The sequence below is a fragment of the Vibrio sp. qd031 genome, from assembly GCF_002100145.1.
GTDB lineage: Bacteria > Pseudomonadota > Gammaproteobacteria > Enterobacterales > Vibrionaceae > Vibrio.
Genome location: NZ_JXQD01000024.1, coordinates 286,257 through 310,121 on the forward strand (window position 1 = coordinate 286,257; position 23,865 = coordinate 310,121).

The following is a 23,865-nucleotide window of genomic DNA, read 5'->3' on the forward strand; positions in this document are numbered from 1 at the left end:
GAATAATGGATTATCTAGATTTACAGACCTTTCTTGGGGAAAATAGTGGTTCTGTTGGCAGTGAGTACACTAGCCTTTTAGGTTGTGCTCCGCTTGATTTGGTATTTGTTGGCTCGGTTGCCGAAGGGCATGGGACACCTAATTCCGACCTTGATTCCTATGCTATTGTCAGAAGCTCAGATTTTACTCGAATTAACGATTTGGCTTTGGATACGAGAAGTATATTCCCTCAGTTTAACACTCAGGTTTCAGGGGTTGATGTAGACGTCAGGGTCGTAAGTGAAAACTTTTTAGAAAATGCCATTCAAAGCGTAGCAGAGATTGACTATGCAAACTCAAAGTTACGCGCCCTACGTTACGTCGACAAGAAATACCACTTTAAGCAGGTTCAAGAAATTCTCGGACGACTCTATTGTGGCACAAGCTCTCAGGACTCTCTTTGGCACAAGAGTTTTACTAGATCCTGCATTGATGCTGAGTTGTTTAAATGGTTCGGAGCTCTATCATTAGGGGAATGTGAAAACAAGTATGACGACTTTACGGGTTTCATGGAGGTTGGGGATTTTGAATCTGGGGAGTGGCAATTGAACTTTTTGGTTTCAGAGTGTATCAAGTTGCTATGCTTTAAAGAGCATATCTATATTGACAGAGAAAAATGGGTGCCTTACGTTTCTCGAGGCTCTCGCTCTACTTTAGTGGGCGAACTAAGGGGCATGCTAGTTAATAATGCTTCTATTCAATCGAAGTTTGATGTCTGTAACCGTGCTATTGCTGAGGGCTACCAATGGATCTACTAAAATCCCGAATCGCTCTTACTGCTAAGGTCAGAATTTTAGATGGAAAGAATATACTATCTAAACAAGCGGAGAGCTTTGAGCTAGATGATTTTGAGCTTTTTGTAGTTAGATCACTTTTTAATGGTTTAGATGATGACTCTATACTAGCGAAGGTTGAGGCACGCTTTGGAACTAGTCACGAAAGTAGGGTTCTAGAAGTCGTTAAGGAGCTTGCTCTTGCTGGTTTCTTAAGGTGAGTAACAATTTCACTGCTTTCGAAAATATGTTTGTACACAGCAGGAACAGTAGATCAGGTTATAGTGGATGAGTGAAGTTGGCCACCAGGTTAGAGGCTTGCAATACATCACATAATCTATGAATTACTGGTTTAGGTGCATCACTAGCTTACTTTTGTCCAGAATCGTGCTAGCACGACTACCGCTAGTTTCAATCTGGTCAAAAACGCCTTTGGACAGAGGTAAGTAATAATTCAAAAGTTTTTCTCACGAGAAGTCTCCTGTTTTCATCCGCTCTAACATGTCACGAACACTTTCAGCATCAATTTTTAGTTGATCAATTGGACTTCTATATTGAAGAGGACGCTTTGGAAGACTAAGCCACTGTTCACAGAGGTGCTCCTTGCCTTCAAACATTTCTATCAACTCACAGCAAATATCTGGGTGTTTCTTACTTAAATCTGTAAGGACTTGAGACTTGTAAAGAGCATTCATGACTTTAGTATTCCTATCGATGTAACTGATCAATTCATTCAAGCACAGAAGGATGTCTCTGTCCAAAAATGTGCTTAACCTTGCGCAGACCCGTAAAATTCGTTATGCGGTTTGGTAAAAAAAGTTGCTGAAACCCTACCTCGTAGACTATAGTCAATTGGCACCATCAATTGACTAACCTCTGAACTAAGTTCTCAGATTTAGTCTTTGTTTATCAAACGGTTAAGTTTTATTAATGTCGTAGCGATAGCTTTCAAATCCCTATCTCTCCGCCACTTTTAATGAGATAACCCGTTGATTTTCAGCGGGTTTTTTCATATCTGGCGTTTAAGAATTTGCAGGTGTCACGAATAGGTGTCACAACATGTATCTAACAAGAAATAGAAACGCTACTTACTACTCTCGTATCTACATCCCTCTATCACTCCAAAATAAAGGCTTTCCAAGTGAAATACGATTCTCCTTGGGAACGACTAATCGATATCAAGCTATTGACCGCAATCTGGTAGTCTCTCTTGAGACTAGAAGAGCAATTAAGACCGTTTCCACATCTGATACACCAGAGATATTCAAAGAGCGTTTGCGGGCGATTGTAGAGACTATAAGAAAGCGAGACTTCACAGCTAATGAGCGAGTAACACAGGTACACAAGCCCAAAGTTACTAAATAAAACACACCCCTGATTATAAAACTATGAATAAAGACCTTTTGAATGCCTTTGTTTATACAAAACGGTTGGAAGGAATCAAAAATCGCAGTATTCTGCAGTTGGAGTCACGAGTAAGTCATTATCTGTCTAAGCGCGGTATGTTAGTTGTCATTGAATACCATGCGCACACAACCTGCCATCTGAGCCAGATTCTCAGCTTGCTCTGGTGTTGGTTCTAGTAGGATTTTTCTATTTAGGCAACAAAGAGCGGCCCCCATTAACACCCCTCAGACACCCCTTCCCCTATTAACCAATAAGGCTGAACTAGGCAACTGTTCCCACCTTCGAATTCCGCGCCCCACGTGATGACACTGCCATCATTTTTTAGTGCTGCGAAAGAAGAGTCATTTGAGAAAATATCAACGATCTCGCCTTCTGATAAGGCAATGGCTACACTCTCACTGTTTCCGCCCGCAGCCACATTGCCCCATGTTATCACTTTCCCCTCACTCAATAAGGCGGCAAAAGCACTGGAAGTCGACGAGATATGAGTGACACCATCGACATCATCGACACCTGAAGAGGTAAGGTCACCGCCATAGCTAGCGTCCCCCCAAACAATAACACTCCCATCGTCTTTTCGTGCAACAAAGGCTTTATCATTCGAAAAGATATCGACGACGTTCACTAAATCGTTGCTAACACTGGTGCTGTTACCTCCGAAACCGGGTGAGCCCCATGTATAAACGCTCCCAGCACTCGTTAATGCAGCGAAAGCACGCTCTGTAGCGTAGATGTCTGAAACATTCGTTATATCCGTAACAACACGGTTATCCCCTCCATATGAAAAGTTCCCCCAAACAACGACATGACCATTGCTCTTGAGCGCAGCAAAAGCACCATTATTGCCATATATTCGCTTTACTTGGTCAGCAATTTGGGAGGCGACGCTATCGCTATTGCCACCAAAGTCAATATCCCCCCAGGTCACAACACTACCATCATCTCGCAGCGCCGCAAATGCACCGTCCGTTGCAGCAATGCTCACCACACCCGTTAATTGAGAAAGAACATCTTCACTATCCCCACCTAAATATTTATCTCCCCATGTGACCACGCGACCATCGGCTTTCAACGCCGCGAAAGCACCGACTGTAGAGGCAATATTTACCACGCCACCTGCCAAATTTTCACGTTCATTGTCACTATCCCCACCTGTCTCCTCATCTCCCCATGTAACCACGCTGCCATCGGCTTTCAGTGCCGCAAAGGCACTTAATGTTGAACGAATATCCGTGACGTCGTTGAGCTTGCTCTGAACTGACGAGCTATTTCCACCACTACTACCCACCCCCCAAGTCACGACCGTGCCATTAGTCTTTAAGGCTGAGAAAGCCAGGTTATTTGCAAAAACGTGTGATACACCACCTGTTAATTGAGTGGACACCGAGTCGCTGTCGCCACCGTGTTCAATAACCCCCCATGTGATAACGCTACCATCACTTTTGATCGCCGCAAATGCTGATTGGGTTGAGCTGATCGTCTTTACGTTATACAACGTTGGCTTATCGATGAAATAGAGCGTGCTCATTTCTGACGCCAGAGAGCCGTTTGGGCGTTGGTAGCTCGCCGATAACTTACTGGTCATAGCCGCATCAGCGTAACTCACTGCTTCTATCACCAACTGTCCCGTGCTGTCAGTCAAACTTTGGGAGTTACCCAAGCTGACCCAATGACTATCGGCACGGAGACTAACGCGTTCCCCTTCAATGGGATTATGATTATCGTCAGCCAACGTTATGGTGGCTTTGTTATGGTCATTTTCAGCAAACCAACGCGTCATTGCTCCATTTTTATTCACTTCTACAGTGATTGATGCCGTCTGAGGATCTCCTTTAAAGCTGACTTGGGCCACATCAAACACTGGACCATACCGGGCTGTATATGTCACCGTCTCCGCAATTAAACTCTGTGATATCAAGGCCGCCTTCCCCTGCTCATCGGTGGTGACGGTCTGTGGGTATTCAGGATTGGGGCTGTTTGCCGAGATATCAATCGTCAATACCCGAGGTGGGAATACGTTAATCGTCATCACCGCGTCATCACTACCATTCGCTATGACTTTGTCTTCTGTCTGTGAATTGAGATACAATTTTTGTTCAAACACACACGTTAGATAGTGATGTGGCTCAGAGCTTGATTCGAACATGCCCGTATTAAGATCATAAGCTTCGCCTCCCTCCTCCTCCTTTGCCACCCAGTACATCTGCCCATAAGGCCACTTTTGGAACCTAGGGTTTGTACTATACAAAGCATCAAATTGAGCCTTCGTTGGTATCTCTCCCCCTCGTTCACGACAATATCCCTCCCCTTCTTGATACGATACTTGTGAGAGATAGTAGGTCGTGGCCGTGTCGGTCAAGTAAGACTCATCAGCGTAAGGCTCACTGACAAGACCTGCTTGTATTGCTTGCGTCTGCGTCGAGGGTGCAGAAAAGGTCTCTGTGCCGACAGTAATATCATTCCATAAGGTATATGGATCTTTGACCATTATGTTGATGACCCCAGTATCGAATCCACCATAATGGTCGCCGATCACTGCACTCACCTGGTGCTCCCCCGGCTGATGAGCCTTGAACGTAAACACCTTGTTTGTTACATCGTCTGGATCTGATAACGCGACATTCGCATACCAACTTTCCACTTTCACCAACTGATACTGCCGATTCCCTGGCTCCACAAAAGGCGAATTATCCAAATCTAACTTCTCTGTTTTCCCCGTCGTCAACACCCGCGAATAGTCCCCACTATTAAAAACCGGAGGATGACTCCCTTCTTCTGAAATAGCAACGTCGATGGTACCAACATAGACTTGCGGTTCATCGCTTTCATCTGGTGCTTCCATGACATAAGTGATCCGGCTATACCCAGTAACCACCTCTGATAGCACCGTTGCATCGAGGATTAACGTATTGTAGGCAGAGCGAACAATGGAAGGCGATACAGAAATCGGTAAGCCATCAATGATAATATCTGCTGCCCCGTTGAAACTCAGTTGATAACCCGATATGTCATGACCTGCACTGTCTTCCTTCGGCAGTGGCACTGGGTAGGCGCTTTGCCCGTTGTTCATCGCCACGCTAAGGGGCTGTAAAAAATCAGAGGATGAAGCCATGACTGCGGTGACTTGAGCTGACGCGGTAGATGAACGCCCCTGTGAATCGGCCTCAACAGTGTATTGATAAGAGCAAAGTGAGAGATGCTCTGTCATGTCGATATAAAAACCGAGCCCTTTCTCATCCTCCCTTGCCCTAGCGCAGGTGGGAGAGTCGACATTGACCAGTCGTACTTCCCCTTGAGACGAGAATACTTTGTCCTTTAAGTTAATATAGTGGTTGTCACCACTGACGACCGTCAAGCCGCTTGCAGCCTTTATCTGTGGTGGGGTTGACTCTGGCGAGGCAACATCGGTGCTCTCTCCACCACAGGCTGCCAACAGTACCCAACAGCTCATTATTAAGCTAGAAAAAGAAAATTTCATAAACATAGTGTCCTTACATCGTACGACCAATGTCCTAAAGGGGGATTGAACCATTTTCAGAGAACAATGGACAAAGCCGCACACGAGTGTTTCTCCCCAACGCTCAACACCATACTGTTTCTCCCAGGTAAATGTATGCCTCTGCCGCGTTACGTTCAGCCAGCCAAGAGTTCAAGGTCTCGAGCAATGACAAGGTAATGCAATAGCGCGGTGCTATCTTACTTGCCCAATCTCTAGGCACGATAATGTATCGCTTGATGCCAGCCCCTTCCTTTTCCAACTGTGCTTTGGTCGCGTGCTGCATACTTTGAATGAATGTGGCTGTTCGAACTGACTCACGAACAGCGGTCATTTGAATGCTTGCACTACCATGCACTCTCTCATCGATGGCGACTCTGGTGCTCAATATTGTTTCACTCACACCGGCCTCTCAGTGAATGATTTTGACCACGTATTCTGCTCCTTCATGGATGGAGTCATTGACTACTACATTCCAGCGGGTTCAAACACGAGTGAAAATATATCGGTATACAGCCCAGGCTCGAGTGTCATAGTCTCGACCGTGGTATCCACGTTGACTTCAATACCTATCCGCATATCGCCCTGCCCGAGTATCAACGTTCCTTTTTCATCAATGCGTGCCTGACCAACATCGACAAGCAACGTGTCATTACATTGCAGACATATCACGCTATAAGGGACTGCGGGGCCTTGGTTAGAGGGAGGAGCAAGCTCAAACGTTTTACCTAAGTTTTGATGTGTCAGCTTCACCCCTTTCAAGAACGTTCCCTGAATATCTACCTCAAAACGCGTCCCCCCTTTTAGCCGGCGCGTCGACGCATCGTAACGAGGGGTAAACGTTTCTCCTCCGGTCACTGCCACACTTATCAGCTCTTCTGGATTGTGCTGGATAACCACTGATACCAACTCACTCAATTGGTGACGTACCCGCTGCCCCGAGCTATGAAAACGATAGTCATAGCCATAGTTCACGATGACACTGCCACGATACTCACCAGCGGCTTTTCTTTTGAAAGAGTTCAGAATCGTATTCGGTGGGATTTGCAGTATCACTTTAGAAAACGCAAACGGCGTTACCGCCTCCCCCGTTTTTTCTAACCAATAACTACTTTCACCGCAATTGGCTCCCATAACACTAAGCTCAGTTATGCCTTCAGTTGAACACTTCCCTGCAACGGTCGATGCGTCTGGACGAAACCCCATCTCATTGGATTTATAAATCATTCCAATGTCTGTGAGAGGCAGTGTCACCGTTTCACCATCATTGTTAAGGGTAAGGTTCGTTTGAAAGATACTCACTCCATGTGCTAGCCATACACTCGCAGGAGGTAATGATGGTAAAACCGTCCACTGGGATGGCATTATTGTGTCGCCATACGTCACTGCCGTGTCCCAAGATAGCCTCCCTCCCTCAATACGACCACGTACTTCACTGGCATTTGCCGAGGACAAAAACATCAGCAATATTAATACGTATTGCCTGACCATAGATGCCCTCCATGGAAAATCCACTCATTCACTTCATATTGATTGTTGTGTGTGCGAAGTTGTAAGCGAAGCTTTGACTCAATGAATATATCACTGAGCGACAGTGTGACATGACGCCCCCCTAAAATTTGATAAGTGGCACTACACGTGTAATCTATCGCCGCTTCACCACATACATCCACACGAAGTTTGAAATAGTTTGCACTGTGATTTTCAATCCTCAACGCTCCCTCTTCATAGCGAATGTCATAATCCAGAGGCACCTCCTCCCCAGGAAGAAGAACATAGGGCGCGAGCCCAAATGACATTTGTACTTTCGCATCTTGCTCACCTTCCAACTCTGGAAAGTACGGACTTGGCACAAACATCACCTGAAACACTTGGTCATAACGTCGATCACATTCTCCGCCACAGCGCATGAGTACTTGAAAATCTTTTTCGAAGTTTGGATTGATAATGGCGCGACCAGGCCGTACCTCTATTTTCCAATCGTCAATATTGTCTCTCGTATACGGGATTTTGATTAACTCACCGCTCTCAATCTGTACTTCGCTCATCCCGATATTGATAAACAATCGATGCCGCTGAGGGTTGCCTAATGTGAATGTCGCGACCCCATTATCATTGGCAATAGAAAACAACGTGTTAATTTCGATGGCATACGACTTTATTGGTAGGACCAGCATCCACGCCAATACAACATTTTTTGCTCGCTGCTTTAATCGCATTAGTACACCTCCTGCTCTGAATGGCTTGTCTTTATTCGGTTAGTCAGTAAATCTATTTTTGCATCTTTCAATAGCACATACGTATCGAGCTTTTCTAACAAAGACCGCTGTGCTTGAGTGAACTCTTGTTGATCCAAAATATAGATAAAGACTTCATTGGCGACGTTGATCACTTTATAGGGAATGGACTCACTCCTAAGTTGTAATGTTATCGCTTCCGTTTCTTGGCCCACACCAAAACGTCCCAAAAAGAACATCAATGCCGAATGCCCATCGAGTAAAGCCGGTGACTTTTCGATTCGCTCTGGGGCGACGTTCCAATGAAACTCACCCACTTCCTCTATGCCCGGCAAACAATACCCTTTGAGGTAACGGTGTTCATCGTTCGTATCAAGCAGACACAGCCCTTTACTGGAGATCAGCTGAAATTGACCACCTTGACGATATTTCACACCAAACACCCCGTCTTCAGTGAGCGCTTCTATCGCGACGCAATCGTCACCCAAACATTGTAAAGACGTAATAGGGTGATCATAGACATCATCCAAGACTACTATCATATAGGCGAGCGGAGAAAGGGTCGTTTGAAAATCGTAGACATCCCCCGGATGAATGAAACTTTGGAAGTAACGATTGTCCACGTCCACAAAACTCCCGAGCTCATCCACATCGACACGCAAATATTCAAACTCATTAACTTTAAGCAGTATGTCGTCATCTTCAAATTCACGGCGATAGCCGTAATGTTCATCGCGTGAAACCACTAACTGAAGGTGTGGTTTTTCAGTGTCAAAGACCTCATTGTAATGACGTTTTACCCTCACAAAGGCTCGGCCTCGTTCAGGTGTTAGCGCGAGACCATGTGACGAGATGACTTGGGTACCGCTGATGTTTAACGACGCATCCCGAGTGCCGCCATTATTAACAAACCCATAAGCTGAATAATTGGCCCTGCTGTCTCTACCCATCACCGAAGCACTCAAACTCGCCTCTGTCGTGTTATCACGGTTAAATCTGGCACCCGCTGCACCACTCAGATGCCACTCATCAATGTCTTGTTGAGCACGCAGGTAATTCACGTTGGAATCAAAGCCATTCTGATTAACGTAGGTCGACGTTTGAATCGACAATCCACGACCAATGTCACGACTCCACGACAACATCACTCGATAGTCATCATCCTGTACGTTGTTAAAGTAATAGTCAGCATAGAGATTTAACGAGCCCCCAAAGAATGGTACGTCATAACCGGTTGAGACTGTATGTCGATTGGTCATCCTATCTGCCAGCCCATCACGAAGTGGTGATGTTATATCGTAATAGCTATATCGCAGATATCCTTGGCCGCTCCCGATACCAGAATACCCCCCCACACCAACTTCTTTATACGCTTGCAAGCCATATAGATAGTGAGGCAGTGATAGACGCTCTGGCTGTGCGGTATCATAATTAAACGATCGCCAATATGAATATACACGGCTGACGCTCAGGCTTGCCGTCTGATAAGACTCACCCTCTGAAAAAAAACCCAGAGAAAAACTAGCAGAGAGGTCTCCTAGTTGTAGCTGACTTCCCACTTGACCGTACAAATTGTCACTGGTCCCCGTCGCCGCCCCTCCCAACATCCACGCTTCAGTGATACGAGCATTTGTCATTACTCGTGCGTAATTGCGCGCTCCCTCCGGTAAGCCATAATAGTCGTCGTCGAGTGTATTAAAGTGGCCAATGCCCCCCACCCAATCCGTCTCACTTGGTCGCAATGAAAACAGCTGATCATTGACCACCTGTCGGGTTTCCGTGAGCACCACTTCACCACTCACTTTCAGCAATAATGTAGCCTGATAAGCCCCGACAGGTAGCTCGTCATAGCTCAAGTATTGCTGACCTTCAGCGACCACCTTTGTCAGCACTAAGCGTCCTTCCCGATACACTTCCACTCGTCCCTGCTGTGGCGCGTAAAAGTGAATGCGCTGTAACGCCTTCACACTACCGCGTACCAGATTTCGGCTACTGCCCACAAACACGTTATAACCACTAAGAGTCATACCGGTATTGAGATAATCCGTGGTATTGAAGCTCGGGTTATAACGGTTTTGACCGGCTTGTAGACGGACACCTTCCCACTCAGCGTCATACAGCGCAGCATACGTTGTAAAATCGTCATTTTTTAGCGTGGTATCCATATACAGATACCCCAATGGCAACCCTAGGGTCGTTTGATTTGACCAGTTAATCCTTTCTCGCCCCTCAAATTCGGTATAACCATACAGGTTGCTCCAGTTAATCAGACCCGATGAGTGGCTCCATGGCGCCTCATACTCAATATGATCATTCCCCCCACTAACACTCGATGCAGGCACAAAAATCTTGAGTACACTCTCATCAAAATTAAACACGTAGCGGGGCTGGTCATCACCACTCATCGTAAGCAAGCAACGGCTAAAGCGGACAGAGCAGTCAGGGTCCGTACCAATGCCTACGACCGCGTCCGACATAATGACATCCACTGTCGATCGGTTAATGTGACTACGTGATAAAAATGCCGCTAATGATAAATACTCGTTTGTTCCTTCAACCAAACGAAATGAGTCGTAGTCGACGAGTGCCAACACATCCAACCCACTTCGCTCCCCGGCAATCACGACATCAATACGCTGAGGGCTTTCAATAAAATAATTCGAAAAATCGTCTGGATAGCTATCAGCCATTACCGTACTTGATACTGCAAATAGCCACAGCAATGACCTATTCATCACGATTTTTAATCCTTAGCCGCTATAGCGTCCCTAGTGTCACAAGCAAGGTCGCCGATACCGCAACCTGTGTTCCTGCTTCTAACTCATCAGTAAACTCATGTGTCGACTCCACATAAATGGGCACATTAGTACGACCATGACCACTGTAACTCATCGCCTCCCCCACTGGCGCGACAATATTATTTACCACGACGCGGTATATGCCACGATCATCCAGCAACATGTTCGACTCACCATAGGCGTAACGCACCCGCTGTACGGTATACTCAAAGGTATCCAGTGCGACCCAAGCCGTGTCAGATTGCTTCTCTTCAACCCTAAAATCCATCTCCTGCCCAAGAACCTCATACGTTCCGCGGGTTGTTTCTGTTATCTGTAACACACCATGGTTGAAGTCCGTTGTATTCTCCCCGGGGACAACCTGTATCCGATTGCCCGCCTCTGTCCATTCCACATTCATGGTGATAGGAAATGATTTTTCGATAGGCATCGCATAGGACGCAGCTCCCATGCCCATAACGCTTAGTATTATAAAATGCGCTATAATGCATCGCATGGGAACCTCCTCAATTAAAGCGTTTGAGTAATCAGTAAGGTCGCTGAGACAGCAACCCCCACCCCAGCTTCAAGACCGGTGGTAATGTCATTCACAGACTCCACGTGAATAGGTACATTAACGCGGCCATTACCCTTGTAGGACTTATTCTCGCCCAACTCAGAAATATCACCATCCACCACAACGGTGTAATGAGAGTTGTCCAAATCAGAAATCATACCCGATGCACCATATGCATAAGCCAAGCGCTGCACCGAATAATCAAACTCATCCAAATCTTGCCAGTTCGCATTACTGCCGTCATCTTTCTGAACTTTAAAGTCCATCTCATAACCACGAACGTTATAAGCTCCAGGCGTCGTTTCAGTAATAAGCAACATACCGTTATTGAAATCGGTGGACATATCACCTGGTACTACACGAAACGAGGTATTATCCCCACTGGCACCTGGTACAATTCCTGCCCACTGAAAAGCTGCAGTCGCAGTCTCATCAGCGAAAGCGCCTGCGGATAAGACGGCGGCAATGGTTCCTGCCACCCATATTTTTTTTTGATTACATTGTCTCATTTTGTTTGCTAGCGTTTCCCGCCTACCTTTATGTAAGTGAAAAACGCCCCTCCTATCTATGAATTGAATATCCTTTACACCCACAAAGAATGGTGCCCTCTTGTGAGCCATGAAAGAAAGAGCGATAAACGCTGCATGAACCTAACAAACGAGCAAATAAACTGGCTTGATCGCACGTTTGATAGTGTACGTTTTGTTTATAACTCTATCCTGTATTGGCGCGCTGACACGTTCTACAATCGGAACCCAAAAGTTAACGACAATGCCGCCTCTAGCCAGCCAATGGATCTCAGAAACCAAATACGTTAACTGGTTTAATGAGCGCCTTCATATCTCGACAACCCTCTTACATCACCAACAAGCAGCATCAAAAAACGTCTTTGATTGTCGAAAATCCCCGACCAAAACAGAAGCGTTCTAAACTGTTTGTTAAGTTCAACAAAGCAGCATTCTGTACCCCTAGGGGCTGGTCGATATTTAATTTTTGTCCATGCGACTTCAAGCTTAACGACTACCTATGAGCAAAAAGAGCATCGGTATCGATTTGGGGATGAGATACCTTTTAGTAACACCAGCGACAAACTCAATTAGCCTTTGTTCATAACGCAGTGCTGAATAATTAGCACGGGCAAATCATATCCGCTTGTAGCGCTCAGTTAACCAGATTGCCCTTCTGAACATCACTCTAGCTCAATATTTTGAAGGACATACCCAACCTTTCTAACCGTTACTATTCTGTGCTTTGTGAGGATTATTCTTAATTTTTGCACTGCAATCACCGCGGCTTGCTGACTAAATGTCGATTGTTTGGTTTTGACATGTTCTGAAATATTCTTCTTGCTTACCACGCATTCCTTGTGTTTCCACAGGTAATCAAGGACATGATATTGAAGCGGTGAAATCTGATATAAGTAGCTCTGAGTCTTTTGACACAACCACTCCGTTGGAAAAAATTACTTTTTATCAAATTTCAGTGGATTCAGATTGCAGCTCTCCACAATTTTATATTCGAACATTTAATCGTAACCATAGTGTTTACATAGAGAAGCTAGTGTAAAATTTCCCTGTACAGATCTGCCCTGAGTTCACAACATGCTAAAACCTGTGATTTAATCCCCTCAATCACGATAACTTGTCACTTCAATTAATTTCACAAAACACCCACAACTCATACGCACCATTATGCGCATAAAAATATATAAATTTAATATAATTAATATTTTCTTACAAAATACCAGCCATTTAATGTGCTAAATAAATTATAAACCACGGAGTTTATACATAACGATAACATTTTCGATACAAGGGTTAGCAGTGTTTACGTTTTTTGGGGAGGATAGGAACCCTGCTCCGTATGTCGCGCAAAAATATCAGGGAAGATGCCCACTATAGATGTATGGACTCCAGAGGTTTGTTATACATTCTTTGTTTGTTCTTATAATTAAATAAGTCTATATATGCCACATATCTAATTTTTAAAATCAATATATGGTGTTCTATCTAAAGTTTATTAAAACGAGATAACCACACTTTGTATTATGATATAGATCATTTGTGGGGCGAAAATGAGCAAGAAATTCAGAGGTATGGATTAGATATCGCTAAATAAAGGAGTGGGATGATTTTAAAGTATGAGACTTTATTACTCAGCTTAAGCTCCTAGCTATGACGGTATCTTCAGTATGATATTTTATTGAGATGCTTTTTATCAACAGAAAATCAATGAGTTAGATAGACTCGAGTATGATACTTCTTTACTTATGTACAAAGTCATCAACTTACTTCGCCCGCGCCCAAGGTGATGTGGTGGTTGCCACATACGACGGTCTGTTTGTGGTTAAGTTGTTGGATTTACAAAAAAGGCAACTCGTGAGTGCAAATGACGCTTATGCCCCTGTGTCACTAATGGGGAAGTGGACAATATCAGATGCTCAAGCAGAAATTCTTAGCATTCTACTTTAGATGCTTGGCGAAGTAGGTTGCGGCCTTTTTTACAATCTCTAGCTCCTCTGCTTGTTTGGCTAAGAAACGTTTAAGTTTAGCGTCTTCAGAGGCCAGTTCTTGCTCTCTATTGCTGACACTTGCATTGTGCTTCAGGGCTTTTCTCCATGCATAAAGTTGAGATTCATGCAGGGAAAGCTGCTTGGCAGCCTTCGCTACACCAATTTAATCTGCAAGCTTTAATGCTTCTGCCTCAAACTCTTCTGTGTGTCGAGTCCGTTTAGTTGTCTTAATAGTCATTGATTCACCTCATTAGTTATTTTACTCACTTAACTCGGTGTCCGATACTGCTGGTACGGATCAAGACGTAGTTTTGCCCATTTATCGACACTTCGTAAAGTGAAAGGCGCTCTGAATCGAACAAGCACCTTTATTATTTTGGTCTATTTGACGTTAGTCTCTGTCGATAGAGAATGGAGACCACGCTTGTCGAGTTGGCATCACCTCGACTCGATTGATGTTGATGTGTTCTGGCAAGGTCGCGATATAAAACATCTGCTCGGCAATATCCTCTGCTGACAATGGCGTTGTACCTTGGTAAAGATTGTCCGAAGCGACCTGATTGCCTTTGGTTCTCACTAGCGTAAATTCGGTTTCCGCAATGCCAGGGGAAAGATCCGTCACACGCACTCCTGTGCCTTGTAGGTCGCAGCGAAGGTTGTAGCTAAACTGCTTTACGAATGCTTTAGTGCCTCCGTACACATGGCTTCCAGGATAAGGCCATTGCCCTGCAATTGAGCCGACATTGATGATAGAGCTCCCAGCGCCTTTTTTAATTAACGTAGGCAGCAGTGCATGAGTGACATTGACTAAGCCAGTGACATTGGTGTCGATCATAGTGTGCCAGTCTTTTAAGTCCACATCGGGCGCGCCTTCTGGTGCTAAGGCTAGGCCTGCATTGTTGATTAATGCTGTAACCGATGAAAATTCAGTAGGTAGTGAATCGATCGCTTGTTTTACGGCGTCTGCGTCTCGAACGTCGAGCTGAATTACATGCACAGGTACCGTTAATTCTTCCTTTAGCTCGAGTAATCTTTCGATTCGACGACCAGACAACACTAACGACCAGTTATCTTCTGCAAAACGTTTTGCCGCCGCTTTGCCGAAACCAGAGGTTGCCCCTGTAATGAACGCTATCTTATCCATAAATACATCCTTCTAATTTGAAATTAACATAAGTAGTGCCATGCCGATCAAAATCGGCGCGGTCGTTGTTTTTGCAGACAAGTTCGGCACCGATAGATACAGCTTTTGCCCCAGTATATTGCCTATCAAAGCTGCCGGTAATAGCCATAAACCTGTGATTAACGATCCTTGGTTAAATGCACCAATCCACATAAAACCGATCAGTGAAATCGCTGAACTCATCAGAAAAAACACAATTGCGGTGGCTCTCTGTTCACTGGTTTTAATGGTTAGATTCATCAAATACGTCACTAATGGTGGACCTCCCGAAGAGGCGGTGGTCATACTAAACCCCGAAATTGCTCCCGCCCAAAACGCGTGTCGTTGGTGTAACCAAGAGAGGCGTAAGTCCAAAATAATCAGCGTGCCAGCAACTAAAGACATCATCGCGATAAAGGCCTTCAAGCCTGATTCCGATACCGTGCTAATGAAATACAGCGAGAAAGGTACCGCAACCAACATGCCAATACACAGTGGCGCAATAAGCCGGATATTGATGGTGGTTTTACTTCGCTTGAGTAGAGGAAAGGTACTTAAAAAATCCAACAGGATAGCAATGGTTACTGCTTGCAGTGGGGGAACAATAAAGCTGAGGGACAGCACTGCGAGAATCGCAAACCCAAACCCTGAATAGCCTCGAACTACTCCTGCAAACAGAATCAATGTCATCGCCAATCCCACTTCCACTCTTGTTTACCTCATTGCGTTTGATATTGGTGCTGCGTTAATTAGCGCTCGTTGAGACTTGTCTCGTCTGCCTTTCAATCTAGTCACACCTAAGAATTTTGAATAGAGCCAGATCGACGATTGGAATGGGTCAGGCCGTTGGTTGGTTCGGGGACGAGGTATGGAATTATTCACTGGCCCACGGTTTTGTTGAAACTGACACTATGAGCTCCGCCCTGTTTGGGATGAAGATTATTCCATCCGATAGCGCAGCCTTTTCAATGTCGTGTGTCGCGTCTTTCATTCTCGAAGACGAGCCAAGTACGAGCGGCTGTTATTCTAATGTTGTTAATGGAGACGATAAAATGGAAGTATCAACAGAACAGCTTGTGAACCAAGATATTATCGACCTCGACAAGAGCGTATTTCATTCTTGGTCGATTCAAGAAGCGGCTGAGCCTATCGCCATTGCGGGTGGGCAAGGATGCAAAATGTGGGACTACGAAGGTAAAGAGTACCTTGATTTTAGTAGCCAACTGGTTAATACCAACATTGGTCATCAGCATCCACAAGTGATCAAAGCGATTAAAGATCAAGCAGACTCCTTGGTGACCGTTGCTCCAGCGACCGCAAACCTCACTCGTGGGTTGGCGGCCAAACGCATTTTGTCGAAAGCGCCAAGTTCGTTTAAGAAGGTGTTCTTTACTAATGCAGGGGCAGACGCCAACGAAAATGCGATTCGTATGGCTCGACAATTCACAGGGCGCGACAAGGTGCTATCTGCTTACCGCTCTTACCATGGTAATACAGGCACTGCTATTGCGGCGACGGGGGACTTTCGTCGAATTCCAAACGAGTATAGCCGTGGGCACGTTCACTTCTTCAATCCATTTCTGTATCGAAGCGAGTTCAATGCGGCGACTGAGGCAGAAGAGAGTGAGCGTGCCCTACAGCATTTAGAGCGAGTGATTGAATGCGAAGGACCAACGGCGATTGCGGCAATTATTTTAGAGACGATCCCAGGAACGGCTGGCTTTCTCATTCCGCCCAAAGATTACCTTATCGGAGTGCGTGAGCTGGCAACCAAATACGGCATTCAACTGATCTTTGATGAGGTGATGGTCGGCTTTGGTCGCACGGGTAAGTGGTTTGCGTTTGAGCACTTCAATGTCGTACCGGATCTGATTACTTTCGCCAAAGGGGTGAACTCCGGTTACGTACCTGCTGGTGGTGTGGTGGTCAGCGAACCGATCGTTGAGTACTTTAAGTCGAACTTCTTTATGGGTGGCTTAACCTACTCTGGTCACCCTTTGGCTATGGCTTCGATCGTCGCAACGCTCGATGTGATGGAGCAAGAAGGTATTGTCACGCATGCAGATAACGTCGGTAACAGCGTTCTAGGGCCGCTTCTACTGAGCCTTCAAGAGTTGCACCCTATGATTGGTGATGTACGCGGAAAAGGGATGTTTTGGGCAGTAGAGCTGGTGGAAGATCGTGAAAGTAAGACTCCTTTAAGCAATGAAAAAATGGGGCAATTGAAAGCAAAATTGACCAAACGAGGCTTGTTGACCTTCATTGTCAATAACCGCATTCACGTCGCTCCACCTTTAATTATTCAGCCAAGTGAGATAGAGAAAGGCGTCAAGATCATTGATGAAGTATTGTGTGAGCTCGCGTGTTAATTTTTCAATAAAATAGCCAGCGCAACAAAATCACTGTAGCAAAGGATTTCCCGCTCTTTTCAACGAGCCAAACTTAACCTTCAGAAACGACAAAAGAGCATCGATTGATGCTCTTTTGTCATTCATTCACTTAATCACTTTGGTTAAACCGTTCTTTACTAATGCTAGATCTTCATCACTTCTGACAGCTCTTTGATGCCGGGGGCGATCAGATCTTTGTCGATGGCGTGAAAGCCTAATCGAAAATAGGCGTTGGGGTCATAGTCTGATAGCGGATCCGCGCCCAGTTCTGTTTGTGTGCTGTCATTACTCATGAAGTGCGAATAGCCTGTCTCAATTAATATGCCCTTTTGGGCGGCTCGTGACGCTAAACGCTGACTATTGATGTGGCTGGGCGTTTGTAGCCAAAGAGAGTTGGCCTGCTCGCTTTGAGCCAGTCGCTTGCAGTCAGGTAAGTATTTCAAGACTGCGTCGTTGATAAGCTTCCAGCGCAGGCGCGTATTTTCTCTAAAACGCCTCACAAAGCTGTCGTAGTAGCCTTGTTCAATAAAGTGCGCCATTTCCATTTGAACGCGGCTTGGAGCGTGTCGATACATCAATCGACGCAATATTCTAAGTTCGTAAATTAACTCTTCTGGTGCCACGATGTAGCCTAACCGCAACCCGGGTGCCAGTAGTTTAGAGAAGCTGCTGACGTAGATGACGCGCCCTTCCTTGTCATTGGCTTTCAGCGCAGGTTTAGGGTTCCATTCCACGTTGCACTCAGCGTCATAGTCATCTTCGATAATCACTGCATCATTGGCTTTGGCCATTGCCAGTAACTGAGCTCGACGCTCGTCACTCATGGTGACGCCGGTTGGGGCTTGGTGGCTAGGTGTAACATAGAAGTGATCGCAAAGTGAAGAGTGCTCATTAAATCTTAATCCTTGTTCATCCACTTGGTGCGGGTGTAACTGCGCACCAGAGAGATTAAAGGTGTGATGCGCTTCTTTGTAGCCGGGGTTCTCGACACCGACTCGGCTCTGATGGTTCATGAGCAAGGTCGAAATCAAATACAATGCATTCTGTGAACCCAAGGTTATGAGGATCTCATCACTTTGGGCGTGAATGCCGCGCTGAGGGAGAACTCTTGTGCGTATCTGTTCGACCAACATGTCGACGTCTTTATCGACCTTGTCACACAGCCAGCGGTGGTCATGTGGATCTAAAGTGACCTTTCTTGTCGCTTCTCGCCATTGAGCTAATGGAAAGTCATTGATAGAGGGTTGGCCAAAAATAAATGGGTATCGATAGCAGCTCCAATGCGAGGGTTTGACGATGCGAGGGTATTGGCTCAATTGCAGTTTTACTCGCTTGCTCCAATCCGGTGCATTGTCGTTGTCTGTTGATTCAAAATGATCCAAATTCGTATCCATTGTTTCGCTTGGATTTTGATACTTTTCTGACAGGTAATAACCGCTGCGAGGCTTGCTGATGAGATAACCATCATCGAGTAAACTGTCGTACACCAACGAGACCGTATTGCGTGAAACGCCCAATTGGCTAGAGAGCTTGCGACAAGACGGAAGCGCTTGTTCTGCAGGAAAAATACCATTTAGTATCGCCGTCACCAAATAGCTACGTACTTGTTCTTGCAGGCTTCTTTTGGAATCAAACTCGATGAAACAATTGTGATTTATCGCCATGAGATACGGTCCTTACTCTCAGTAAACCTCGGTCCTCTTTAATAAAATTGCAAGAAGTGAGCCAGAGTTCCCATAGGTGTTTTAGGGACTGGCTTTTGATCGGTATCCAATGTGAAAGATGCTTTGATCTAAATTAAAAATAGCTCTGTCCCAAGCCGAAAATCAAATTGGCTCTACGTCTTCGAGGCATTCCGTTCATAAAGTAAAGGCAGGCAAATAATCTCGATAAGGAAAGCGTATGAAACAGGGAATGACGATGAAGGCATTGGTTTCAACAGCGGCAGCAACAATCGTACTGGGTTGTTTTGGTATCGCTCAAGCATCCGAGCTTGCAGCCATCGAAAAGCAAGGTTTTATGAAAGTGGCGACAGAAGATAACTATTCGCCATTCAACTACATCGATCGTGGCAATCCGGCTGGGATTAATAAAGATCTACTTGATGAACTGCGTAAATATTCGACGTTCGATATTGAACAGGAGATCTTACCTTGGACAGGGTTACTCGCGTCAGTATCCGCAGGTCAATACGATGTGGCGTTAACTGGAGCGATCATTACCGACGCTCGTCTAAAGGCATTCGACTTTACTCCACCTATTGCTTCAGCGCAGCACTACTTCTTAACCCGAGCGGGTGATGACGACATCAATACTGTCGCGGATTTAGATGGTAAAACGGTGGGGCTACAAGCGGGCAGTGCCTTGCTAGAGCGACTTCCTGAGCTGGAACAGATGTTAGAAGCACAAGGCAAGTCGTTGGGTAAAGTAGTTCAGTATCAATCTTATCCAGAAGCGTATTCAGACTTGGCGATCGGCCGTATCGACTATGTGATCAACAGTGTGGTTTCTGTGAACCAGGTAGTGAAGTCGAAGTCAAAGGTATTCAAAAAAGGCGAAGCGGTCTCTGGCCCGGGCTTCGTTAGCTGGCCAGTTCCCAAAGATAATCCTGAACTTTTGGCTTACCTAACGGAATTCTTTCTACACCTTGAGAAAACAGGAAAAATGGCAGAATTACAGAAGAAGTGGTTCGGTGAATCGTTCGACCAACTACCTTCAGAGGCCATCACTTCGGTTGAGCAGTACCGCAAGCTAACAGCCGTTCAATAGATGAATAATGAATGATCATGCGCCGACACACACAGTTGCCGGCTCCATGTCAATGGGTTCACAGCGGTTTAACCCATGAGTCATTTGCACAATTTATCGATAGAAGCCGCTGATAAATAGAGGTCGTTTATGGATTTTTACGCTTGGGAACAGTTACTACAGGGCGCGTGGGCAACGGTTTGGATATCGGCAGTCTCGATTGTCTTAGGCGTCGTCATCGGCTTAATGATTGCCTTGGTTAGAATGATGAAAATCCCGTTTGTGGATCAAATGTTGGGTATCTATGTTAGTTGGGCGCGAGCAACGCCTTTGGTGACATTGGCTCTGTTTATTTTCCTTTCTTTTCCATCATTTGGCATCAATTTAGATAAGCATGTTTCTGCCATTTTAGCACTCACACTCAATACATCGGCATTCAATGCAGAGATTTGGCGCAACGCCTTTCTTAACTTTTCAAAAGGGCAAATGGAAGCGGCTGAAGCCATTGGTATGAGACGTATCACTTACTTCCGCCGCATCATGTTCCCACAAATGGTGATCATGAGCCTACCAGCGCTAGTAAATGAGATGTCGTTCTTAATTAAAGGTAGCCCAGCTATAGCAGTGATCGGCATCGTCGACTTAACCCGTGTCACCAATAGAATCTCTGCGGTTACCTACGAACCCCTCGGGCCCATTCTGTGTGCCGGTGCCATATATATGATGGTTATTGGCGTGTTGGTGAAGTTGCAAGCTGTGGCTGAAAACCGAGCCACTTATCTGCAGCAGTAAGTGCATACAGCCGTTATAAAGTGGGTAAATGTAAGGAGTAAATATGGAAGAATGGACTATTATCTGGCAACAAAAAGAGCTGTTTGCTTCAGGGTTTGCAACCACCTTTTATCTATTTGTTTCGTCTTCAATCTTGAGTTTCATCATTGGCATTGGTTTGTTGTACTGCCTTGAAAACTCAAAGCTTGGTGTAAAGCACGCAATCAACAGCTTGATAAGCATGATGCGCACCTTACCGTTTCTAATCTTAGCGTACCTGCTCTATTACGGCTTACCTCAAGTTGGCATTCGATTAGACGCAGTAACAGCGGGAATCATCGCGCTTAGTCTCTATCACGGCACCTATTTTTGTGAGATTTTTCGAGGCGTACGTAAAGGGTTAGACCCAGGTTACATCGAAGCCGCACACGCTTATGGGTTTTCTAAGCTAAAAACCTTCACTCGAATCATCACCCCCAATGTGTTGTTTAAGTCGGTTCCTCTGATCACTAACCAGCTCATTATCTGCTTAAAAGACACTGCGTTTCTTAGCATCATAACCGTCGCAGAAATTACTGCGGCAGCCAACAGTATTCAATCAACGTACTTCATTCCACTGAACGCATTCATTATTGCTATCGCGCTCTACTGGGCTGTAAGTATTGTACTTGAAACCATCACCAAACGAATTCAAACCAAAGTTGAACTTAGAGGGCTTAGCCATGCTTAAACAACCAGAGATTATAGAAACGGAAGCACCGAATAACCCTTCTTTGGAAGTCATTGAGTGCGAGCCATTATTGGAAGAACAAGAGACGATCATAAACATTGAAAACTTGTCGAAACAGTTTGATGGTATTGAAGTGCTGCGAGACATCAACCTCACAATCAATAAAGGTGATGTGGTGAGTATTCTCGGTTCGTCGGGTTCAGGTAAATCGACGTTATTGCGCTGCATGAACTGGTTAGAACAACCAGAACGCGGCACCATTTTTATGGGTGATGAGCGCATTGGTATTAACTCTGAAACAGGTAAGCCGCTCAAATACAAAGAGCTGGCTAAGCTCAGAGAACGTCTTGGTATGGTCTTTCAAGGCTTCAACTTATGGCCACATCTAACTGTGTTGCAAAACGTCATGGAAGCGTTGATACACGTGAAAAAAATGGCGAAGTCGGACGCTGAGGAGATGGCTTGTAAGCAACTGGACAAGGTTGGGATGTCGCATAAACTCGAGAGTTACCCAAGTATGTTGTCGGGCGGACAAAAGCAACGTGTCGCGATTGCCAGAGCATTAGCGATGGAGCCGGATGTATTGCTGTTTGATGAGCCAACCTCGGCACTCGACCCTGAATTAGTCGAAGAGGTATTATTGGTGATGAAGAAGCTATCACAAGAGGGCTACACCATGGTGGTGGTGACTCATGAAATGGAGTTCGCACGTCAAGTATCGGATCAGGTGGTATTCCTTGAAAAGGGGATATTGATTGAGAAATCCAACCCAGAGAAGTTTTTCACTAATCCAGACTCGTCAAGGATAAGGCAATTCCTCAAGCTTGAGGCACTCACGTAAGCGACTTTTCCATACTCTTAGTCATTCATGCTTTGCTAAATTAGCAACCTTGCTAAAATGGAAATGTCCATCTTCAAGCTAGCGAGATGTGTGCTGGCTTGTGATCACCAAGCGATTCTGTCGCACTCTAATTACCAAAGGAATTTGAGACCAATTTGCATCCAGTTTGTTCTCTTTCTAAACCATATCGTTCATAGACGATCCGCAACTGTCTCATGAGTTTTGTGCAGGGTCTCCCCTATTTTTCACCACGGCAATAACAAGGCAACGTCCGAGCTATTACTCGATGAGCGAGAGTTAAATATTAGAGCCGAGACGACAAAGATCCTTTCCTAGAGTAGTGAAGAAAAAACAATGCCGCTCACCTAAAGTGAACGTCACTAGGCGTAGGTCTCCCATAGAAGCTAATGAGATCATTACTGTACTAAGCACGAATTTGATATTGCAGTTGGTATTGCTTGGGCGTAACCCCAAACTCCATTTTGAACAATCGAATATAGTGGGAAATATTGTCGTACCCTACCTCCATTGCTGCGTCTGTAACGGATAGTGTTTCTAGTAGCTTTTGTGAACGTTGTAGTCGGAGTTGTCTCACATAGTCTTTAGGTGTTGACTCGGTGACAGCTTTAAATTTTTGACTGAAGTTGGATAGTGATAAGCCAACCTCTTCTGCAATCTCGGAAATACTTTGATGGTGACTGGATTTCATCAGTCTTATTGCCTGATTAATAGGGTGATTTTTTGCTTGGTATAAGATGCTGTGGCAAGACTGTTTTCTCAACAACTCATAAACGACCTCTTGGCAAGTAAGATTGAGCAGAAAGCGCATATTGGTGTCGTTTCCAGCGACGATTTGCTGCATACGTTGATGTAGCTCGCCTAGGCGGTTATTGATCTTGTTGTGACTAAAGGAGTTGCAGTCGATGTATTGAGCGGAATCGACCTCTAGGTTGTCAACAACCTGCTGGACAACACCATCAATTAGCTGGTCGCTAAACTCATACACTAGCGCCTTAGTTGAGCTTGGCATACTCATGTGCACGGTTGCGTTAGGCGGCAGAAGAACGAATTCGGTTCGGTCGTATTGAAAGGAATCAGATTGGTTTACTTTGACTTCCTTTGTACCCGTTAAAATGGTGCACAGGCGCGGACTATCGTAGGAATGATAGCAATCGTCAAAGTACTGCGGTAGGTCGTAGTAGAGTAAGTTTAAGCTGTCGGTAGAAAGCGCATACTCTCGTTCGGTTACTCTTTTAAAGTCATTGATCGTGTGCATCTGTTTTTGCGTCACCCCGCGAAACAATCTAAACGCAATTTTAATGTGAGTTAGTGCTCGCTTCTTTGATCTTACGCAGTTTCAATGTACCAGAAGCTCCCCTGTTTGGGGAGCTTCTAAAAAGATGAG

At 45.3% G+C, this 23,865-nt stretch carries 20 protein-coding genes and 1 pseudogene; 8 read left to right on the forward strand and 13 right to left on the reverse strand.

The window, feature by feature from the left end; translation table 11 throughout:
• Positions 1-5: 5 nt before the first annotated feature.
• Entirely contained in the window at positions 6-797 is a 792-nt protein-coding gene (locus ST37_RS10125; RefSeq protein WP_084885915.1) for a nucleotidyltransferase domain-containing protein, read from the forward strand.
• Entirely contained in the window at positions 785-1,033 is a 249-nt protein-coding gene (locus ST37_RS10130) for a hypothetical protein (RefSeq protein WP_084885917.1), read from the forward strand. The genes ST37_RS10125 and ST37_RS10130 overlap by 13 nt, the downstream gene beginning before the upstream one ends.
• Before the next feature lie 246 nt (positions 1,034-1,279).
• On the opposite strand, the gene ST37_RS10135 is transcribed toward ST37_RS10130, so the two are convergent.
• The 8 genes from ST37_RS10135 to ST37_RS10180 form a co-directional block, all read right to left on the reverse strand.
• Entirely contained in the window at positions 1,280-1,507 is a 228-nt protein-coding gene (locus ST37_RS10135) for an MbcA/ParS/Xre antitoxin family protein (protein ID WP_084885919.1), read from the reverse strand.
• 926 nt (positions 1,508-2,433) lie between these two features.
• Positions 2,434-5,697 carry a hypothetical protein gene (locus ST37_RS10150; RefSeq protein WP_084885924.1) on the reverse strand — a complete coding sequence of 1,088 codons (3,264 nt, stop codon included), beginning with the start codon at positions 5,695-5,697 and terminating at the stop codon, positions 2,434-2,436.
• A 103-nt stretch (positions 5,698-5,800) separates the two neighbouring features.
• Positions 5,801-6,118, reverse strand: a complete 318-nt coding sequence (locus ST37_RS10155; RefSeq protein ID WP_084885925.1) for a hypothetical protein — start codon at positions 6,116-6,118, stop codon at positions 5,801-5,803.
• A gap of 65 nt (positions 6,119-6,183) precedes the next feature.
• Positions 6,184-7,206, reverse strand: a complete 1,023-nt coding sequence (locus ST37_RS10160) for a hypothetical protein (protein ID WP_084885927.1) — start codon at positions 7,204-7,206, stop codon at positions 6,184-6,186.
• Positions 7,185-7,934 carry a hypothetical protein gene (locus ST37_RS10165; RefSeq protein ID WP_084885929.1) on the reverse strand — a complete coding sequence of 250 codons (750 nt, stop codon included), beginning with the start codon at positions 7,932-7,934 and terminating at the stop codon, positions 7,185-7,187. The genes ST37_RS10160 and ST37_RS10165 overlap by 22 nt, the downstream gene beginning before the upstream one ends.
• On the reverse strand, positions 7,934-10,687 hold the full coding sequence (locus ST37_RS10170; RefSeq protein WP_084885930.1) for a TcfC E-set like domain-containing protein: 2,754 nt from the start codon (positions 10,685-10,687) through the stop codon (positions 7,934-7,936). Before ST37_RS10170 ends, ST37_RS10165 begins: the two co-directional genes overlap by 1 nt.
• 22 nt (positions 10,688-10,709) lie before the next feature.
• Entirely contained in the window at positions 10,710-11,246 is a 537-nt protein-coding gene (locus tag ST37_RS10175) for a hypothetical protein (protein ID WP_084885932.1), read from the reverse strand.
• A 14-nt stretch (positions 11,247-11,260) separates the two neighbouring features.
• Positions 11,261-11,815, reverse strand: a complete 555-nt coding sequence (locus ST37_RS10180) for a hypothetical protein (RefSeq protein ID WP_084885934.1) — start codon at positions 11,813-11,815, stop codon at positions 11,261-11,263.
• A 1,743-nt stretch (positions 11,816-13,558) separates the two neighbouring features.
• Between ST37_RS10180 and ST37_RS10195 the strand changes: the two genes are divergently transcribed.
• On the forward strand, positions 13,559-13,777 hold the full coding sequence (locus ST37_RS10195; protein WP_084885939.1) for a hypothetical protein: 219 nt from the start codon (positions 13,559-13,561) through the stop codon (positions 13,775-13,777).
• On the opposite strand, the pseudogene ST37_RS10200 reads toward ST37_RS10195, so the two are convergent.
• From ST37_RS10200 to ST37_RS10210, 3 genes and pseudogenes are all read right to left on the reverse strand, one after another.
• Positions 13,764-14,056: pseudogene (locus ST37_RS10200) on the reverse strand (transposase); the annotation flags it as partial. The gene ST37_RS10195 and the pseudogene ST37_RS10200 overlap by 14 nt on opposite strands.
• Before the next feature lie 153 nt (positions 14,057-14,209).
• Positions 14,210-14,962: an SDR family NAD(P)-dependent oxidoreductase gene (locus tag ST37_RS10205; RefSeq protein ID WP_084885941.1), complete on the reverse strand. Its 753-nt coding sequence runs from the start codon at positions 14,960-14,962 to the stop codon at positions 14,210-14,212.
• A 12-nt stretch (positions 14,963-14,974) separates the two neighbouring features.
• A complete protein-coding gene (locus tag ST37_RS10210; protein ID WP_084886641.1) occupies positions 14,975-15,670 on the reverse strand; it encodes a sulfite exporter TauE/SafE family protein in 696 nt (231 codons plus the stop codon).
• Between the two features lie 362 nt (positions 15,671-16,032).
• On the opposite strand from ST37_RS10210, the gene ST37_RS10215 reads away from it, so the two are divergent.
• Positions 16,033-17,349, forward strand: coding sequence for an aspartate aminotransferase family protein (locus ST37_RS10215; protein WP_084886643.1), 1,317 nt, complete (start codon positions 16,033-16,035; stop codon positions 17,347-17,349).
• A 164-nt stretch (positions 17,350-17,513) separates the two neighbouring features.
• On the opposite strand, the gene ST37_RS10220 is transcribed toward ST37_RS10215, so the two are convergent.
• Positions 17,514-19,034 carry a PLP-dependent aminotransferase family protein gene (locus ST37_RS10220; protein WP_084885942.1) on the reverse strand — a complete coding sequence of 507 codons (1,521 nt, stop codon included), beginning with the start codon at positions 19,032-19,034 and terminating at the stop codon, positions 17,514-17,516.
• 238 nt (positions 19,035-19,272) lie between these two features.
• On the opposite strand from ST37_RS10220, the gene ST37_RS10225 reads away from it, so the two are divergent.
• From ST37_RS10225 to ST37_RS10240, 4 genes are all read left to right on the forward strand, one after another.
• Positions 19,273-20,139, forward strand: coding sequence for a transporter substrate-binding domain-containing protein (locus ST37_RS10225; RefSeq protein WP_084885944.1), 867 nt, complete (start codon positions 19,273-19,275; stop codon positions 20,137-20,139).
• A gap of 129 nt (positions 20,140-20,268) precedes the next feature.
• Entirely contained in the window at positions 20,269-20,910 is a 642-nt protein-coding gene (locus tag ST37_RS10230; protein ID WP_084885946.1) for an amino acid ABC transporter permease, read from the forward strand.
• A 43-nt stretch (positions 20,911-20,953) separates the two neighbouring features.
• Positions 20,954-21,619 (forward strand): amino acid ABC transporter permease, encoded by a 666-nt coding sequence (locus tag ST37_RS10235; RefSeq protein ID WP_084885948.1) that lies wholly within the window; start codon positions 20,954-20,956, stop codon positions 21,617-21,619.
• Positions 21,612-22,460 (forward strand): amino acid ABC transporter ATP-binding protein, encoded by an 849-nt coding sequence (locus tag ST37_RS10240; RefSeq protein WP_084885950.1) that lies wholly within the window; start codon positions 21,612-21,614, stop codon positions 22,458-22,460. The genes ST37_RS10235 and ST37_RS10240 overlap by 8 nt, the downstream gene beginning before the upstream one ends.
• A gap of 424 nt (positions 22,461-22,884) precedes the next feature.
• On the opposite strand, the gene ST37_RS10245 is transcribed toward ST37_RS10240, so the two are convergent.
• Positions 22,885-23,736, reverse strand: a complete 852-nt coding sequence (locus ST37_RS10245) for an AraC family transcriptional regulator (RefSeq protein ID WP_084886645.1) — start codon at positions 23,734-23,736, stop codon at positions 22,885-22,887.
• Positions 23,737-23,865: the final 129 nt, after the last annotated feature.